A 17,614-nucleotide genomic window follows, 5' to 3' on the forward strand; every position below is an offset into this window, starting at 1 on the left:
CCCCCCCCCCCCCCCCCCCCCCCCCCCCCCCCCCCCCCCCCCCCCCCCCCCCCCCCCCCCCCCCCCCCCCCCCCCCCCCCCCCCCCCCCCCCACATTTTTACACCAACAGACCGAAAACCCATTAGGGTGTCTGTGTGGTGGGGTGTTTTTTTTTAAAAATACACAGGACTTGGGGCGTATTTCCCGGGGTTGTTTGGGGGGGGGGGTAATCACGCATTACACGCCAAAGGGTAACGCACCCCGGGCGCCACAAACACCAACGCCCGGGCAAGCCCAGGCGTTCGTGCCCCCTTCATGCTGATAGCGCGGTTCAGCCGGCCAGCTCGGCCTGCTCGCGCTCGATGCCGTACTTGCGCAGCTTTTCCACCAAGGTGGTGCGGCGCAGGCCGAGCAGCTGGGCGGCGTGGGCGACCACGCCCTGGGTGCGTTCCAGTGCTTCGTGGATCAGGCCCAGTTCGATGTTGGCCATGTGGTTGCGCAGGTCCATGCCTTCGTCGGGCAGTGCGGCCGGAGCCGCCGGGCGATTGACGGCAATGCCGTGCTCCAGCGCCGGCTGGTTGCCACTGCCGGGTGTGTGGAACGAGAAGCTGCGCAGGTCCAGCCGCTCTTCGCTGGCGGCGGGCGGTGCCGGTGCCGGCGTAGCGACGGCGGCCAGTGCCGCATCGCCACGATAGCGGGCCGGCAGGTCCTGCACGCGCACCGAACCACCCGGATGCAGCACGGCCAGTCGTTCGACCAGGTTGGTCAGCTCGCGCACGTTGCCCGGCCATTCGTAGCCGGCCAGTGCCTGCAAGGCTTCCGGGGTGAAGCGCACCTCGCCACGGCCGGTGCGGGCCAGCTGTGCGGCGATGGTTTCCACCAGTGCCGGCAGGTCCTCGCGACGTTCGCGCAGCGCGGGCACTTCAATCGGGAACACGTTCAGGCGGTAGAACAGATCCTCGCGGAACTTGCCCTCGGCAATACGGGTTTCCAGGTCGCGATGGGTCGCCGCCACCACGCGCACGTTGCAGCGGATGGTCTGGTTGCCGCCCACGCGCTCGAAACTGCGCTCCTGCAGCACGCGCAGCAGCTTCACCTGCATCGGCAGGCTCATGTCGCCGATTTCATCCAGCAGCAGGGTGCCGCCCTCGGCCATTTCGAAACGACCCTTGCGCGCGGTCAGCGCACCGGTGAAGGCGCCCTTCTCGTGGCCGAACAGTTCGCTTTCCAGCAGGTCCGCCGGAATGGCGCCGCAGTTGATCGCCACGAACGGGCCATCGCGGCGCGGCGAGCGCTGGTGGATCGCGCGCGACACCACTTCCTTGCCGGTACCCGATTCACCCAGCACCAGCACGGTGGTATCGAACGCGGCCACCTGTTCGATCATGGTGCGCAGTGCGGTCACCGCCGGACCGTTGCCGGTCGGCCCCTGATCCTGCACGGCACCGGCCTGATGCTCGGCATCCAGGCGCTTGAGGCTGGCGCGGCGCAGAAGGGCTTCCATCTGCGCGTGGCGCAGCGGCGTTTCAAGCGGCCAGATATTGGCTTCGTGCAGGCCGTGCTGCTGCGCGAATGCAGAGGTATCACCATCGGCCAGCAGCACCGGCGGTGGCAGGCTGCTGCCGCCCAGCCAATTGTAGAGTGCGGTGCTGGCCGCGTTGTCTACCAGGCTGCCGACGATCAGCGCCATCCATTCGTTCTGGCGGTGCCGGCCGAGATCGAAGTCGGCACCGTCGGAGACCGAGCGCGGGTTGAAGTCCATGAATTCCAGCAGGGCAACGGTGCGCTCTGCACGCACGGCGTCGTTGTCCAGCACCAGGATGCGCGATTCGCTCACGACTGTTCCTCCCTGAGGCCTTCCAGGATCGGCATGACTTCCTGGATGTAGGACAGCTTGCTGACGAAATTGTCGGCGCCGGCACGCAGCGCGTGCTCGCGATGCTCGGCGTCGTCGAAGTGGCTGGCGATCACGATGTACGGTGCATCGTCCTGCGACTTGATCAGGCGGGTGGCCTGCAGGCCACCCATCTCCGGCATTGCCAGATCCATCAATACGACCTGCGGGCGCAGCGATTCCGAACGCTCGATCGCTTCCAGGCCGTTGCCGGCGCTGCCGACGATCTGCAGCCAGTCGATCTTGCGGAAGTGGCGCATCGCCGCATTGATGAAGCCCTCGTGGTCATCGACCAGCAGGACCGTGAGCTTGTTCATGTCCAACATCCTTTTCAGCCCACCCGGGCCAACAGCGGTTGCCTGGCGCCGAGCCGGCGCCGTTCACGGGCCGGGGCGATGTCCAGTTGTTCTCGGTATTTTGCGACGGTTCGGCGGGCAATGTTCACCCCCTGGCGCGACAGCAGGCCGGCAATGGCCTCGTCTGCCAGCGGGCGACCGGCCGGTTCGGCGTCGATCAGGCGGCGGACCATAGCCTTCACGGCCTGGCCGGAGACGCTGGCGCCTTCCAGGCGCACGGCGAAGAAGTGCTTCAGTTCGAAGGTGCCGCGCGGGGTCTGCAGGAACTTGCCGGTGGTGATGCGCGAAACGGTGGATTCGTGCATGCCGATTTCTTCGGCCACTTCCTTCAGCGTCAACGGCGCCATGGCTTCCTCGCCACGCACCAGGAACGCTGCCTGGCGCTCGACGATCACCCGCGCGGTGCGCAGCAGGGTGTCGTAGCGCATCGACAGGCCGCGGCTGAACCAGCGCGCCTCCTGCAGCATTTCGCGCAGTGCCGGTGCGGCCTCGCTGGTCTCTGCCAGCGCCTGTTCGTACTGGCTGTTGATGGAGACGCGGCGGCTGGTGGTCGGGTTCAATGCCACCTTCCACTGGCCATCGGCGTGCCAGGCGACCACGTCCGGAACCACAACGGCATTGCGTTCCGGCAGCAGGCTGTCGCCCGGGCGTGGCTGCAGCGACAGAATCAGGCGTACCGCTTCGCGAACGTCGTCGATCTCGGCGTCGTGCTGGCGGGCGAGGGCGGGGTAATCATGTGCGGCCAGCGCATCGAGCGCGCCGTCCAGGATGCGCGTGGCCAGGTGGCGGGCAGGCACCGCGCCGTGAAGGCTGCGCAGCTGCGCCTGCAGGCCCTCGCGCAGGTCCTGCGCGGCCATGCCGGCCGGTTCACCGTGCAGCAGCTGCTGGCGGATGGCTTCGACGCCGTCGGCAGCGATGTCGAACTGTGCGCTGGCCAGCAGCTGCAGCTGGTCCAGTGGCGCCTGCAGGTAGCCGGCCTCGTCGCAGTGGTCCAGCCAGAATGCGGCCACTGCCAGCTGGCGATCATCCATGTCGAGCGACAGGCGCTGCAGCACGCGCAGCTGCGGGTCGGTCGATTCGCCGGCAGCGATACGCGCCATGCGATCGTCGTCACCGTCCTGCCAGCTGGTACCGGCAACTTCCCACATCGAGGACTCCGGCAGCTCATCGAACGCGGCGGTTTCCAGCGTCGTGGCGGCAACCTCGGTGGCGTCGGCGGTCGGTGCTTCGGGTTCTTCGATTTCCAGCAGGGGATTGGAGTCCAGCAGGCGCTGGATTTCCTGTTCCAGGTGCAGGCCATCAAGCTGCAGCAGCCGGATCGACTGCAGCAGCTGCGGGGTGAGGTGGAGTTGTTGGCCCAGCTGGGTCGAGAGTGCAGCCTTCATCGTGGTTCCCCGGCACCGCTCCCCGGCGCCTTGTGGAACGCATCTTGCTTTTGATCCGGCGGGGGCGGAATCAGGGGGTTCCTGAGGGGCTTGGTGGTTGCCCCGACAGGGTGTAGGGGTTTTCCCTACATGGTTGCGGGATATTGACGATGGGTGGAGCTAAGGCATTGATTCGCGGTGCCAGATCCGTCGATCCCGCCGTGTGCCGTGTACGGATTCCCGTCGGGGAGTGTCGGGATGACGGGATTTCGTCGCGGATGCGGGATGTCGCAGGTTGGTAGTAGAGTCGACTGTTAGTCGACTGCACTGTTAGTCGACTGCACTGTTAGTCGACTGCTCTCCGATCAGGCTCTGGAAAAGTCCCGCGCTCCGCGCGCAAGTCGACTGACAGTCGACTCTACCGACAGCCGATCACTCCAGCTCGTGCTGGTGGCGCGCGGCCAGCAGCAGCAGATCATTGGCGCGACGGCAGCCCAGTGACTCCATCATGCGTGCGCGGTGGGTTTCCACCGTCTTGACGCTGATGCCGAGGTCGGCGGCGATTTCCTTGTTGCTTTCGCCCTTGCCGATGCGGCGCAGGATCTCGCGCTGGCGTGGTGACAGCGCGGCGATGCCAGTGGGCTTCTCGCGGCCGAGCATCGGTGCCAGCATCTTGGCGGAGATCTGCGGACTCAGGAACACCTGGCCGGCATGCGCCGCGCGAAGCGCCAGTTCCAGTTCCTGCGGTGCCGCATCCTTGACCACGAACCCGACCGCGCCGCGGTCAAGCGCATCGCGCACGTGCGCGGCATCGTCATGCATGGTCATCATCACGACCCGGGTACCAGGCGCGCGCAGCCGGATATCGCTGAGCGCTTCCAGGCCCGTACGGCCCGGCAGTGACAGGTCCATCAGCACCACGTCCGGTGCGTGCTGCAGGGCCAGCTGCAGCGCCTGCTCGGCGTTGCTGGCTTCGGCCACCAGCTGCACGTCGGCAAACCCCTGCAGAAGCCGCGCCAGGCCGGCGCGGACCAGGGTGTGATCGTCGACGATGAGAACTCGCACAGGCACGCAGCAGGTCCGGGTAGGGGAGTCCACCTTAACTTAGCTGAACGGGCCCGCCAAGGCTTGCCCGCCAAGCGTGATGGTGGCAGGTTTCAGCGCGCCCGGCGTGCTTCGGCCACCTGTCGACGGTGCAGGCGGAACAGGTGGCGCTCCATGGCCATTTCCAGGCCATCGCCAAGGCGCTGGAAGCGCAGCCAGAGATAGTGGCCGCCGCCGCCATCCGCTGCTTCGGCGATCACTTCCACCGGCAGGTCGATATGGTCGGGCAGCCAGTCGCTGGGCTGCAGGCGCACCAGGCCTGCCTGGCCGGGACTGGCGCCACTGCGCGGGCCCAGCTGCAGGCGTATCCCGCGACGTGACCAGCGCACCGGGCGCAGGGTCAGCTCCTGGCCCTGCTGGCGGACCAGGCGGCCAAGCAGCACCATCGCCAGATCCAGCTTCGCCTCGAGCCGCTGAAGCTGCAGGCTGGCCTCGTTGCGGTCGTCATGCTCGTCAACGCGGCTGTCTTCCACCAGCGCCAGGCTGCGCAGCAGGCCTTCGGCGCTGCTGGTACGACCGGCGGCACTGCCGGGCTGGAACTCGGCGGGCAGGGCCAGTTCGCAGCTGAGCGTTTCGTCGAACAGCTCGCTTTCGGCAGGATGGTGCAGCGACGTTGTCGGCAGTTGGGTCATGCCAGCGATTCTGCCTGCAGGTAGGCATGCGCCGCGCGAAGGGAGCGCTGGCCGTCATTCATCAGTGCAGCCACCGCATCGCGGCGCTGGCGCAGCAGGCCCAGCAGGTTCTGCTGGCGCTCGAACAGCGCACTGAGTGGTGCGTGGTCGTCCAAGGTCAGCGGCTGGCTGAGCAGGGCATGCAGCGTGCTGTCGTGGCCGTCGAGCAGGCTGTCGGCCTGGTCGAGCGCATCTTCGCCCAGGGCCTTTTCGAAAGCATCCAGCTGGGCGTGCAGTTCGTGCAGGCTCATGGTGCCACCGCGGCCGAGCGGCGCTGTTCCATCGGGATCGCATTCCAGGCGCTGTCGATCTCGCCCAGCAGCTGCAGGGATTCGTCGAGGGCGGCACGGTCGTTGTGCAGGTTGGCCTCGGTCAGGCGCTGCAGCACGTAGTCGTAGAGCGCCGACAGATTGCCGGCGATCTCGCCGCCGGCCTCGTGGTCCAGCGAGCCGTTGAGGTGGCCGACGATCGCGCAGACCTCGCCGATCGCCTTGCCCTTGCCGGCCTGGTCGCCACGCTCGAGGCTGGCCAGTGCGCGCCGCACGCGCTCCAGCGCGCCGGCCAGCAGCATCGCCACCAGCTTGTGCGGATCGGCGTCGGCAACCGCACTGGTCACTCCCACCTGGCGGTACTGCTCGGCATATTGACGGCTGGAACCGTACATTCGTGATTCTCCTTGCGCTGGGTGCCGCCGGCAGGTCGTGGGGACCGTTACCGGCGGTGCGGCGTTGATTGCTGTTGCGTCCGTTATCGGTGCGTTGCACGCCAAACTTGAGCGTTGCACGCCGTCCTTTAACGGTTCAGCTGTGCCAGCTGCTGCTGCAGCGACGTATTGCTCTGCTGCAGCTTGCCCATCAGGCTGTCCAGCGCGATGAACTGCTTCTTGTAGCGCTCTTCCACGTTCTTCATGCGTGTGTCGAGGTCCTTGCGGCGCTTGTCGATGTTGTCCAGCGTGGTGTTCAGGCCCTTGGTGCGGGCGACGAAGGCGCCTTCCTTGCCGACCGTGGTGCTGACGTAGCCGTCAACCATGGTGTAAAGCGTGCCGGCACCGCCGGTGTCGCCGGTGATGGCGGCGCGGATCTTCTCCGGCTGGCTGGCCAGTGCAGCGGCAAACTTGGTGGTATCCAGCACCAGGCTGCCGTCGGCATTGGGATAGCCGCGCGTCTGCAGGCCAAGCACCTTCGGGTCCAGGCCGTCAGCGGAAAGCTCCTTCAGCACGCCGGACATCATCGAGCGCAGCTGGCTGGAGGCACCGCGCATCTGCGCGTCACCGGTCAGCGTGGCCGCTTCCTTGGTCTTGGCGTCGTACTTGGTTTCGGTGTTGATCGCCGCGATCGCCGCGTTGTAGGCGGTCACGAACTCCTGCATCACCTTGGTCGCGGCGGCAGTGTCGGTACTGATCACCACGGTGCTCTTGCCGGGAACCTTGAGGTTCAGGGTCAGGCCCGGAACCGCATCGGCCACCGTGTTGCTGGCGCTGACGACCTTCACACCATCGATGGTCAGCTCGGCGTCCGCTGCGGCCGTGTTCTGCTTCAGGCTGCCGACCAGTGCGCCCAGCTTCGGGTCGCTGCCACCGTACTCCAGCTTGATCGCGTTGGCAGCGCCGGTCTTTTCCTGGGCGATCGACAGATACTGGTTGTCGCCCGAGGTGATCAGTGTGGCCTGCACGCCCTCCTTGCGGCCGGCCGCATCGATCTTGTTGCGGATGGTGGTCAGCGTATCGCCGTCCTCCACCGCCACGTTCATGGTCTTGGCCTTGTCGCCGACGCCAACGGTCAGCGTCAAGGTTCCGGCACCGAAGGTGTCGGTCTTCGGGAATGAGGTGTCGGCAATCAGCTTGTGCGCGGTGGCCAGGGAGGTGACCTCCACCTGGTGCGTGCCGTTGGAGGCGGCTGCCTTGGTCGTGCCGAGGTCGTACAGCGCCACCGAGGCTGTCAGAACGTCGTCGGCATTGGTGGGGCCGGCCTTGCCGGTGGCTGTCACGGTGCGCGTATCGAACGCGGTGGTGGCCTTCAGTGCGGTCAGTGCGGTCTTCAGCTTGTCGAAGGCCGAAGTGACGGTGCCGATCGACGACAGCTGCATCTTGGCCTTGGACTGCTGCAGGTTCAGCGCGTTGTCGGCGGGCTTGCGGTCGGCTGCGACCAGCTGGTTGACGATGTCCGAGATGTTGAGCCCCGAGCCAATGCCACCGTATCCAAAGCTTGCCATGTGATTCTCCTGGTATCCGGGCCTGGCCGCCGTGCGGTGGCCCGTCGTCAACGAAAATAGCGGCCTGCGCCGCTGGGTCTTGAGGACTTCGTTGATGCATGCGCCGTGCCAGTTGTCTGGCGGCGGATCTGGCACGCGGTTTGCAGGAGGGCTGGGGCAGGGTGCGGGTGGAATCACCGCAGGCTGCCGGGAGTCTGCAAAAAACCCTCCCCCAAGGCAGGGGAGGGATCAGGCTACTGACAATCGGGGGGAGACGAAGCCGCCCGGTACGTACAGTCAAAGGTACAGCGCTGAAAGAGAGGTCCGCAGGAGCGGGCGATGCCAAGCCGGTTCGGGAGTGATCCCGGGCCGGGCATGGCCCGCGCCTTCGTGCACCGTGGCTTCCGGGTTGCCGCTACCGTCGGTTCGATCCGACGGTAGCGGCGCCTTCTTGCCGTGGATCAGCGCAGCAGGCTGAGCACGCCCTGCGGCACCTGGTTGGCCTGGGCCAGCATGGCCGTACCGGCCTGCTGCAGGATCTGGGTGCGGGTCAGCTCTGCGGTTTCCTTGGCGAAGTCGGTGTCCTTGATGCGGCTGCGCGACGCCGACAGGTTCTCCGAGGAGGTCTGCAGGTTGGCCACCACCGAGGTGAAGCGGTTCTGGATCGCACCGAGGTCGGCGCGGGTGCTGTTGATCGCACCCAGGGCCTTGTCGACCACTTCCAGGGCCTGCTGGGCGCCGAGCACGGTGCTCACGTCCAGCTTCTGCACGTTGGCCGAGGTATCGGTGCCGGCAGTGTAGGCGCCCGCAGCTGCCGCGGTGCCCCAGGTCTTGGCGGTCGCGTCGTAGTCGCTGCGCATCAGGGCGATATCGGCGGCGGCGACAGCCTTGCCTTCCTTCACCGAGCTCAGCTTCAGGGAGCCGTCGGCATTGGCTTCGGCGTAGATGCCTGCTTCGCCGATCTTGGCATTGATGGCGGTGGCGACGGCCTTGGAGGCATCAGCCGTGGTGGCGCCGGCCTTCACTTCAACCGTGCCGATGTCCACGCCCATCACGGTGCCGGAGAAGCGGGCACCGTCGGTGCTGGCGGCCAGGGCAGCGGTCGCACCGGTGGCGAAGGTCGAGGTGCCCAGCGAACCGGCCTTGGCATCGATGGTCTTGTCGATGGCGATGGCCTGACCGGCATTGGCGCCGACCTGGAACAGCTGGCTGGAGAAGGTGCCGTCCAGCAGCTTGGTGCCGTTGAAGTCCGACTGCTTGGCAACGCGGTCGATTTCCGAGACCAGCTGGGTCACTTCGGCCTGCAGCGCCTTGCGGTCGCTGGCCGAGTTGGTAGCGTTGGAGGCCTGCACCGACAGCTCGCGGACGCGCTGCAGGTTGTTGCCGATTTCGGTCAGCGAGCCTTCGGCGACCTGGGCCAGCGAGATACCGTCGTTGGCATTGCGGATGGCGACGTCGGTACCGCGGATCTGCGTGCCGAAGCGCTCGGAGATCGCCAGGCCGGCGGCGTCGTCCTTGGCGCTGTTGATGCGCGAACCGGAGGACAGGCGCTGGATGGTGGTAGCCAGCGAGCTGCCGCTGGTGCTCAGGTTGCGCTGAGCATTCAGGGACATGGTGTTGGTGTTGATGACTTGTGCCATGGTGCTTTTCCTTTGGCGAAGGTGGAACGTATTTCAGGATCCGGGCGCCGCGTCATGCGGCGCCCGGAGGTCGATCAGCGAGCGGATCAGCGCAGCAGGCTGAGCACGCCCTGCGGCACCTGGTTGGCCTGGGCCAGCATGGCCGTACCGGCCTGCTGCAGGATCTGGGTGCGGGTCAGCTCTGCGGTTTCCTTGGCGAAGTCGGTGTCCTTGATGCGGCTACGCGAAGCCGACAGGTTTTCCGACGAGGTCTGCAGGTTGGCCACGACCGAGGTGAAGCGGTTCTGCACGGCGCCAAGGTCGGCGCGGGTGCTGTTGATCGCACCCAGCGCCTTGTCGACAATTTCCATTGCCTGCTGGGCGCCCTTCACGGTGCTGACGTCCAGGTTGCTGGCGTACTTCGCAGCCGGGGCCGCAGCAGCGGTGGTGGCGGTGAAGGTCGGCGCGGTGGCGCCGGTCCAGGTGCCCGGGGTGGCGGTGATGGCCTTGAACGAGCCGTCGGCGTTGGTGCTGTCCTTGACCGAGGTCAGGGTCACGCCAGCGGTGCCGTTCACTTCAGCGTAGACGCCGGTCTCGCCGATCTTGGCGTTGATCGCGGTCACCAGCGCTTCACGCGATGCCTTGCCGGTGGCAGCGGCGTCGGCGCCCTGCTTGACCGAGACATCGGCGATGGCCACGCCGTTGATGGACAGGCCGCTGGTGCTGAAGTCAGCGTTGGTGCCCGGGTCGGCCAGGGCCAGTGCGTTGGTGTCGAACTTGGCGCCGCCCAGGGCATTGGCCTTGGCATCAATGGTCTTGTCGATGGCGATCGCCTGACCGGCGTTGGCGCCGACCTGGAACAGCTGGCTGGAGAACGAACCGTCCAGCAGCTTGGTGCCGTTGAAGTCCGACTGCTTGGCGACGCGGTCGATTTCCGAGACCAGCTGGGTCACTTCGGCCTGCAGGGCCTTGCGGTCGCTGGCCGAGTTGGTGGCGTTGGAGGCCTGCACCGACAGCTCGCGGACGCGCTGCAGGTTGTTGCCGATTTCGGTCAGCGAACCTTCGGCGACCTGGGCCAGCGAGATGCCGTCGTTGGCGTTGCGGATGGCAACGTCGGTACCGCGGATCTGCGTGCCGAAGCGCTCGGAGATCGCCAGGCCGGCGGCGTCGTCCTTGGCGCTGTTGATGCGCGAACCGGAGGACAGGCGCTGGATGGTGGTGGCCAGCGAGCTGCCGCTGGTGCTCAGGTTACGCTGAGCATTCAACGACATCGTATTGGTGTTGATGACTTGTGCCATGAGGAGAGGTCCTTGAGCGGTTGCACGTGAGTTGGGTTAGACGCCCCCGACGTGCCCCGGGGGCGGCTCATGTCAGCGCTGCAACAGGCTGAGCACGTTCTGCGGTACCTGGTTGGCCTGGGCCAGCATGGCCGTACCGGCCTGCTGCAGGATCTGGGTGCGGGTCAGTTCGGCGGTTTCCTTGGCGAAGTCGGTATCGCGGATGCGGCTGCGCGAGGCCGACAGGTTCTCCGAGGAGGTCTGCAGGTTGGCCACCACCGAGGTGAAGCGGTTCTGGATCGCGCCAAGGTCGGCGCGCACGCTGTTGACCGATTCGAGGGCCTTGTCGACGATCGATAGCGCCTTCTGCGCGCCTTCGGCCGTGGTGACGTTCAGGTCCTTGACGAAGTTGGACGTGGCGCCGGTCAGCAGGCCGCCGTTGGTGCTGGTTTCAGTCAGGCCCAGGCCGGCGATGGTCGCGGCGGTGGCGCCGGCCGGCGGGGTTGCGGCACTGACGCCCAGCGTGAAGGTCTGGCCGTCCTTGACCGAGGCCAGGCTGATCACGCCGGCATTGACCGAGGCCATGACGCCGGTTTCGCCCAGCTTGTTGTTGATCGCGGCAGAGGTGGCCGAGGTGATCGATTCACCCGCTTTCACGGTGAAGTCGTTGATGGTGACCGTGGTGGCGGTGCCGCCCGGCGGGGTCACCGAGATCTGCAGGCCGGAGTAGGTGGTGTCGGCGGTGGCCTTGTCGGCCGCGGCCAGGCTGGTGCCGGTGTAGCCATTGGCGAAGGTCGCCGCGCCCAGCGAATCGGCCTTGGCGTTGACCACGCTGTTGATGGCGATGGCCTGGCCGGCGTTGGCGCCGACCTGGAACAGCTGGCTGGTGAAGGAGCCGTCCAGCAGCTTGGTGCCGTTGAAGTCGGCCTGCTTGGCCACGCGGTCGACTTCCGAGACCAGCTGGGTCACTTCAGCCTGCAGGGCCTTGCGGTCGCTGGCCGAGTTGGTGGCGTTGGAGGACTGCACGGCCAGTTCACGGATGCGCTGCAGGTTGTTGCCGACTTCGCTCAGCGAACCCTCGGCGACCTGGGCCAGCGAGATACCGTCGTTGGCATTGCGGATGGCCACGTCCAGCCCGCGGATCTGGGTGGTGAAGCGCTCGCTGATGGCCAGGCCGGCCGCGTCGTCCTTCGCGCTGTTGATGCGCAGGCCGGACGAGAGGCGCTGGATGGTGGTAGCGAGCGAGCTGCCGCTGGTGCTCAGGTTGCGCTGAGCGTTGAGCGACATCGTATTGGTGTTGATTACCTGTGCCATGGGGTCGTCTCCTCTTATATGGAACCCGTTGGTGAATGAAACGAAGCGCCGCCTGTTTTTTTGTGTGGCTGTGTGCTTCGCTGTTGCCAAATGAATAACGGCGCTTTGTCAACAACCTTTAGCCGTGAATTCCGTCGATGCTGAAATCCGGTGCCGGCGGCTGTTTTCCCGGGGTTTTTCAGCCCTTGTCGGGCGTGAAGGCGACCCCGGAAGGGGCGGTTGGGCATGCCCAACCAGCGCTGATGAAGGTATCGGCGGGGCAGGGCCGGGCTTGATGGGCAATCACGGAAAATGCGCAGGAGCACCTTTCCGGCAGCGCCGGGCCACGCCCGACGAGCGCGACGGAACGGGCACGCAGGAACGAAAAAGGCCGCGATGCAGGGCATCGCGGCCTTCAGGGAGTGACGCTTGGGAAGCGTCAGCGGATCTTGTTGAACAACGACATCGACTGCATCTGCGAGAAGATCGTCTGTGCCGCCTGCAGTGCGGTGCTCTGCAGCTGGTACTGGCTCAGCGCATCGGCGTAGTCCAGGTCGCGCATCTGCGACAGCGTGGTCTTCAGGGTCACGCTGTTGGCTTCGCGCATGTCGGCGGCATTGTCCAGTGCCTTCAGCTGCGCACCGCCGGCCGCGCGCGAATCGATCATCCGTTCCGATGCACGGGCCACATCGCGCAGGGCGCTCTGCAGTTCGTTCTGCTGCGCGCTCATTTTCGCGGTGGTGCCGGTGTCGGCATCAAGCGCGGCAATCAGCTTGTCCATGGTGTCGAAGATGTCGCGGCTGGTTGCCGGCTTCACGTTGAAGCTGTCACCGGCAGCAGGTGCGCCGGTGATCTGCAGGCGTACACCGTTGACTTCCACGTTGTCACCGGCCTTGAACGTGCCGGTGCCAGTCACGTTGCCAGCGCCGTCCAGTACCTGGTACTGGTCGGCGGCGGTGAAGCGGATGCTGAAGGACTGGCCGTTCCAGCTGTCGCTGCCATCGCGGGTGATGTTGGTCAGCACGCCGTTGCCGGTATTGCCGGCCGCGGCGCCACCATCGACGAAGCCGTCGCCGGTAGGAATGCGCATGAAGATTTCGCTGCCGGGCAGGGCGTCCCGCACATAGGTATCGGGGCCGACTTCAATCTGGCGCTGGGTCTGGTCGCCACGGCAGACCACCTTGCCATTGATCTTGGCGAACGGTGGATCGCCATCGTTGGTGCCGCCGAACACGTAACGGCCGGTACCGTCGTCGGCGTTGGCCAGCGACAGCAGGCCCTCGCGGATCTGGTTCAATTCGGTGATCAGCGTCTTCTTGTCAGCGGCGCCCAGCGCGGGGTTGCTGGCCTGGATGGTCAGGTCGTTGACGCGCGCCATCAGGTCGTTGACCTGGGCCAGGGTGTTTTCCTGCACGCCCAGCCGGTTCTGCACGTTGCCGGCATTGAGTTTCATCCGGTCCAGTGCGGCCAGGCTGCGGTCAAGCCCCACGGCCGCACCCGCGGCGACCGGATCGTCCTTGGCGCTGACGATCTTGCTGCCGGTGGCGATCTGCTGCTCCAGGTGGCTGAGCTTGGCCTGCTTGGCCATCATCAGCGACACGGACTGGTTGAACATCATGCTGGTGGAGATACGGCTGCTCATCGACGGACGGCTCCCAGAATGGTCTGGAACATGCTGTCGGCGGTGGAGATCAGCTGCGACGCGGCCTGGTAGGCCTGCTGCAGGCGCAGCATGTCCGCCGCTTCCTCGTCCAGGTTGACGCCGGACACCTCATCGCGCGCTTCCTGCGCCTTGTCGTTGATCACCAGCTGCGCTTCCAGCGAATACTCGGCCGAGCGGGCGGCTGCACCGACCTGGGTGGTCAGGCCGCCCAGGGCACCGTTGAGGGTGACCGTGCCGCTGTTGAACGCCTTGGCGCTCTCCACCTTGGACAGCCTGGAGGCATTGCTGTTGTCCGAAGAGCCCGCCGGGGTCGGGGTGATGTTGAAGGTGTCGCCGACCTTTGGCGCACCGTCCAGCACGAAGCTCCAGCCATTGGCGCTGATGGTCTGGCCGGGCGTGTAGGTCTGTGGCGGGCCACCATCGATGGTGTAGGTGGTGGCCGAGGTGAACACGATCGCGGCCGGATTGCGCAGGTTGGCGTTGGTCGAATCGCTGACGGTGACACCGCTCAGCTTGCCGGTGCCGGTGTTGGACGTCGCTGCCGCGCCCTTCACCGCCGCTGCGGCGGCGATGCGCGAGGGATCGGTGATCGCCACTTCCATGCTGCCGGCCACGCCCGCGGTCGGCTGCAGCAGGAAGCGATCGTTGGCTGCCGGCGTACCGCCGACCACCAGCTTGACGCCGTTGATCACCAGTGGATCAGCGGCCGTGCCGGTGCCGGTCAGCGGAACGTTGGCGCCGGTGTCGGCACGGCTGGCCTTCCAGTTGGTGCCATCGAACTGCAGCACCACGTTCTGCGCGTCCAGCTTGCCGAGGTCGCCGTAAGCGGCGCTGAGGCTTGCGGTACCGGTATTGGCATTGTTGGCGGTGACGCGCGGGTTGCCGATGTTGAAGAAGTCCCCCCCCAGCTGGCCATACAGGTCCACGCCCTGGTGATGCACCTGGTTGAAGCTCTCGGCCAGGCCTACCGCCAGCTTGCCCAGTTCGGCCTGGGCCGGCGTCAGCACGGTGTCGCGGAACTCCAGCAGGCCGCCGATCTGGCCACCGACCGCCTTCGGGTCGAGCCGGATGGTGTTGCCCTGCGTTTCCAGCGCCAGCTGCAGCCGCTCCGGCTGGTACGGGTCGGCAACCGTGGTGACCTTGGTTGCCGTGGTACCCACCACCAGCGCGTTCCCGCCGGCGGTATAGACATTCATGATGCCGCCGTCCTGGATCACTGCGGTGCCACCGGTGTAGCCGATCAACTGGGTGATCAGCTGGTCGCGGCGATCGAGCAGGTCCGGTGCGGCGGTAGCGATGTTGGTGCCGATCGCACCGTTGATCTGCGCGATCTCCTGCGTCAATCGGTTGACCTCGGTGGCACCAGCCAGCAGGCCGTTGTTGACCTCGCTGTTGAGGTTGTTCAGGTGCGTGTTGAGCTGCACGAAGCGGTTGGCCAGCGCCTTGCCACCGTCCAGCATGTTCTGGCGGTCGGCGGTGCCGGCCGCATTGGAGGACAGGCCGCTGACCGAATCGAAGAACTTCGACCAGACGCCGGACACGTTGGTTGCCGCGTCGGAGAACAGCGAGTTGACCCGGTCGGCCATGCCAGAGAGCTGCTTCAGGCGCGCCAGCTCGCCGCTGCTGTCGAGCAGGCGCGAGATCGCCAACTGGTCGGCGGTACGGCGGATGTCGGTGATGCGGGTGCCGTTGCCGACCGTGCCGTAGCCGTAGTTCTGGGGATCAGCCGTGGCGAAGTTGACCTTCTGCCGGCTGTAGCCCGGGGTATTGAGGTTGGCCACGTTGTGGCTGGTGGTCGCCAACGCACGCTGGAAGGCGAGCAGGGCACCGGTACCGGTGGAAAGTACGCTGGACATGGGGTTCCTCAACGACGGGTGATACCCAGCGCCGCGGTTGCGGTGCTGGCGAAGGTCTGGCCAAGGCGCGAGCCGGCGTCTGCCACGGCGCTGACGGCACGCTCGATGGTCGGTCCGCCGGCGATCGCGGCGATCTTGGCCGCGTAGCGCGGGTCGGTGGCATAGCCGGCGCGCTGCAGACCGCGGGCGAAGCCCTGCACATCGGTGCCGGCCTGCAGGGCCTGCTGGTAGCGCGGGCTGGTCTTCAGCAGGCGCACGTAGTCGGCAAAGCTCTCGGCCGGCGAACTGTAGGCGCGGAAGCTGGCGGTCTCGTTGCGGCGCACGCCATCGACATACTCGTGGGTGCCGGCCACGGCGCGCTGGCCGTTCCAGCCATTGGCCTTGATGCCGAACAGGTTGTGCGAGGTGCTGCCGTCGGCATGCTTGATGTGGCGCTTGCCCCAGCCGGTCTCCAGCGCTGCCTGGGCGACCAGGGCGCGGGCATCCACGCCCAGCTCCTTGGCCGCACGCTGCGCGTGCTGCCAGATGCTTGCGACGAAACCTTCCGGGGTGTGCTCGCCCAGCTGGGCGACGGCGGTGCGGGTAGCCATCGCATCGGCCGGGCTGATGGCCGTGCCGCGGTTGCTGGCGGTGGCCGACCACTGATCGCTGTTGGCGGCCCAGTCCTCGCCCTGCAGGCTGCCGATGTACGGATCTTCGGTGCCCAGCGAGCGGTGCATGCTGCTGCTTTCGCGCCCGGCGATCAGGTCCAGCGCCTGTTCCATCGGTGCAACCGCCGCGTGTGCGCCCGACTGGGCGCCGGCCGCCATCTGCTGCAGCAGGCGCACCGCCTGGCTGCCGTCTTCCAACGGCAGCGACGGCGCGGGCTTGGCCGGCGCATTGAGTTGATAGGCACGGCTGGCTTTGGCCGGGTCCACGCGGGTATCGAGCGCCGGGCCATCGGCGGCCTGGCCGGACAGCTGCCGGCTGATCATGCCGGACAGGCCCAGGCCCTTGCCTCGGGTCATCGCCTCGGCGATCTTCTGGTCGTACATGTCGCGGAACATCTTGTTCTCGCCGGGGAACAGCGAGTCGCCGAAGCTGGCATCACGCATGCTCTTGACCAGCATCTGCGCGAACTGGCCTTCCAGTTGTCGCGCGACCTTGTCGATCTTGGCCGGATCATTCTGTTGCGCCGGGTGCAGATCGAATGCGGGATTGATGCGCATGTCAGATCACCTCGAGCTCGGCACTCAGGGCGCCGGCCTGCTTCAGGGCTTCCAGGATCGCAATGAGATCGCCCGGTGCCGCGCCTACCGCGTTCACCGCGTGCACGATCTCGTCCAGGGTGGTGCCGCCGCTGAACTTGAACATGCGGCTGCCGTCATTGGTGGCGGTGATGGTCGACTGCGGGCTGGCTACGGTACGGCCGCCGGACAGCGCGTTGGGCTGGCTGACATTGGTGTTTTCCTGGATCGTCACGGTCAGCGAACCGTGCGAGATCGCGGCGGGTCCGACCCGCACCTGCTGGCCGATGACCACGGTGCCGGTACGCGAATTGACCACCACTTTGGCCGGGGCGCTGCCCGGGGTCAGTTCCAGGTTCTCGATGCGCGCCAGCAGGCCGATGCGTGCGCCCGGATCGGTCGGTGCGGTGACCGCCACGGTCACGCCATCGACCGCGCGTGCCGCACCTTCGCCGAATGCATTGTTGAGTGCCGCGACCATGCGTGAGACGGTCGTGAAGTCATTGTTGTGCAGGTTCAGGGTGATCTCGCCGCCATTGGCCAGCGGGTCGGGCAGGGCACGCTCCACGGTGGCGCCATTGGGAATGCGGCCGACGCTGGGCACGTTCACCGAGACGCGTGAGCCGTCCTTGCCCTGCGCGCCGAAGCCACCCACGATCAGGTTGCCCTGGGCGATGGCATAGATCTGCCCATCGGCGCCGCGCAGGGGGGCCATCAGCAGCGAACCGCCGCGCAGCGACACCGCGTTGCCGATCGAGGACACGGTGATGTCGATCGGCTGGCCCGGCTTGGCGAACGGCGGCAGTTCGGCGTGGATCGCCACCGCCGCCACGTTCTTCAGCTGCGGGTTGACGTTCGGCGGTACGTTGACGCCCAGCTCGCCGAGCAGGTTCTTCAGGCTCTGCACGGTGAAGGGTGCCTGGCTGGTGCGGTCGCCGCTGCCGTCCAGGCCCACCACCAGGCCGTAGCCCACCAGCGCATTGCCACGCACGCCACCGACCTGGGCCAGGTCCTTGATGCGTTCGGCGCTGGCCGGGGCTGCAACGATCAGCAGCATCAAGGCGACGAACGACGCCGTGCGCCGCTGCCAGGAAGAAGAGAAGAAGAGTTTCATGGCCATA

General features: G+C 66.6%; 15 protein-coding genes. All 15 read right to left on the reverse strand.

The window, feature by feature from the left end; all coding sequences use genetic code 11:
• Positions 1-311: 311 nt before the first annotated feature.
• On the reverse strand, positions 312-1,817 hold the full coding sequence (locus QRO91_RS01480; RefSeq protein ID WP_285310200.1) for a sigma-54 dependent transcriptional regulator: 1,506 nt from the start codon (positions 1,815-1,817) through the stop codon (positions 312-314).
• On the reverse strand, positions 1,814-2,191 hold the full coding sequence (locus QRO91_RS01485) for a response regulator transcription factor (protein WP_197651269.1): 378 nt from the start codon (positions 2,189-2,191) through the stop codon (positions 1,814-1,816). Before QRO91_RS01485 ends, QRO91_RS01480 begins: the two co-directional genes overlap by 4 nt.
• Positions 2,192-2,205: 14 nt before the next feature.
• A complete protein-coding gene (gene rpoN, locus QRO91_RS01490) occupies positions 2,206-3,615 on the reverse strand; it encodes an RNA polymerase factor sigma-54 (protein WP_285310201.1) in 1,410 nt (469 codons plus the stop codon).
• Positions 3,616-4,026: 411 nt separating this feature from the next.
• Positions 4,027-4,659: a response regulator transcription factor gene (locus QRO91_RS01495; RefSeq protein WP_005413261.1), complete on the reverse strand. Its 633-nt coding sequence runs from the start codon at positions 4,657-4,659 to the stop codon at positions 4,027-4,029.
• A 92-nt stretch (positions 4,660-4,751) separates the two neighbouring features.
• A complete protein-coding gene (locus QRO91_RS01500) occupies positions 4,752-5,330 on the reverse strand; it encodes a PilZ domain-containing protein (RefSeq protein WP_197619111.1) in 579 nt (192 codons plus the stop codon).
• Positions 5,327-5,620: a hypothetical protein gene (locus QRO91_RS01505; RefSeq protein ID WP_049427432.1), complete on the reverse strand. Its 294-nt coding sequence runs from the start codon at positions 5,618-5,620 to the stop codon at positions 5,327-5,329. The genes QRO91_RS01500 and QRO91_RS01505 overlap by 4 nt, the downstream gene beginning before the upstream one ends.
• Positions 5,617-6,033 (reverse strand): flagellar export chaperone FliS, encoded by a 417-nt coding sequence (gene fliS / locus QRO91_RS01510; RefSeq protein ID WP_049427435.1) that lies wholly within the window; start codon positions 6,031-6,033, stop codon positions 5,617-5,619. The genes QRO91_RS01505 and fliS overlap by 4 nt, the downstream gene beginning before the upstream one ends.
• A 128-nt stretch (positions 6,034-6,161) precedes the next feature.
• Positions 6,162-7,580: a flagellar filament capping protein FliD gene (gene fliD / locus QRO91_RS01515; RefSeq protein ID WP_197619112.1), complete on the reverse strand. Its 1,419-nt coding sequence runs from the start codon at positions 7,578-7,580 to the stop codon at positions 6,162-6,164.
• Between the two features lie 440 nt (positions 7,581-8,020).
• Entirely contained in the window at positions 8,021-9,199 is a 1,179-nt protein-coding gene (locus QRO91_RS01520) for a flagellin (protein ID WP_072166967.1), read from the reverse strand.
• Positions 9,200-9,285: 86 nt separating this feature from the next.
• Positions 9,286-10,476, reverse strand: coding sequence for a flagellin (locus QRO91_RS01525; RefSeq protein ID WP_099482075.1), 1,191 nt, complete (start codon positions 10,474-10,476; stop codon positions 9,286-9,288).
• A 72-nt stretch (positions 10,477-10,548) separates the two neighbouring features.
• Positions 10,549-11,769 carry a flagellin gene (locus QRO91_RS01530; RefSeq protein WP_100443521.1) on the reverse strand — a complete coding sequence of 407 codons (1,221 nt, stop codon included), beginning with the start codon at positions 11,767-11,769 and terminating at the stop codon, positions 10,549-10,551.
• Positions 11,770-12,187: 418 nt separating this feature from the next.
• Positions 12,188-13,390: a flagellar hook-associated protein FlgL gene (flgL, locus tag QRO91_RS01535; RefSeq protein WP_285310202.1), complete on the reverse strand. Its 1,203-nt coding sequence runs from the start codon at positions 13,388-13,390 to the stop codon at positions 12,188-12,190.
• A complete protein-coding gene (gene flgK, locus QRO91_RS01540; protein WP_285310203.1) occupies positions 13,387-15,267 on the reverse strand; it encodes a flagellar hook-associated protein FlgK in 1,881 nt (626 codons plus the stop codon). Before flgK ends, flgL begins: the two co-directional genes overlap by 4 nt.
• Positions 15,268-15,275: 8 nt before the next feature.
• Entirely contained in the window at positions 15,276-16,475 is a 1,200-nt protein-coding gene (flgJ, locus tag QRO91_RS01545) for a flagellar assembly peptidoglycan hydrolase FlgJ (RefSeq protein ID WP_049432140.1), read from the reverse strand.
• Position 16,476: 1 nt separating this feature from the next.
• On the reverse strand, positions 16,477-17,613 hold the full coding sequence (locus tag QRO91_RS01550; RefSeq protein ID WP_100443520.1) for a flagellar basal body P-ring protein FlgI: 1,137 nt from the start codon (positions 17,611-17,613) through the stop codon (positions 16,477-16,479).
• Position 17,614: the final 1 nt, after the last annotated feature.

It is taken from the genome of Stenotrophomonas maltophilia group sp. Smal32, assembly GCF_030237085.1.
In the GTDB taxonomy this organism is placed as follows: Bacteria; Pseudomonadota; Gammaproteobacteria; order Xanthomonadales; family Xanthomonadaceae; genus Stenotrophomonas; species Stenotrophomonas maltophilia_Q.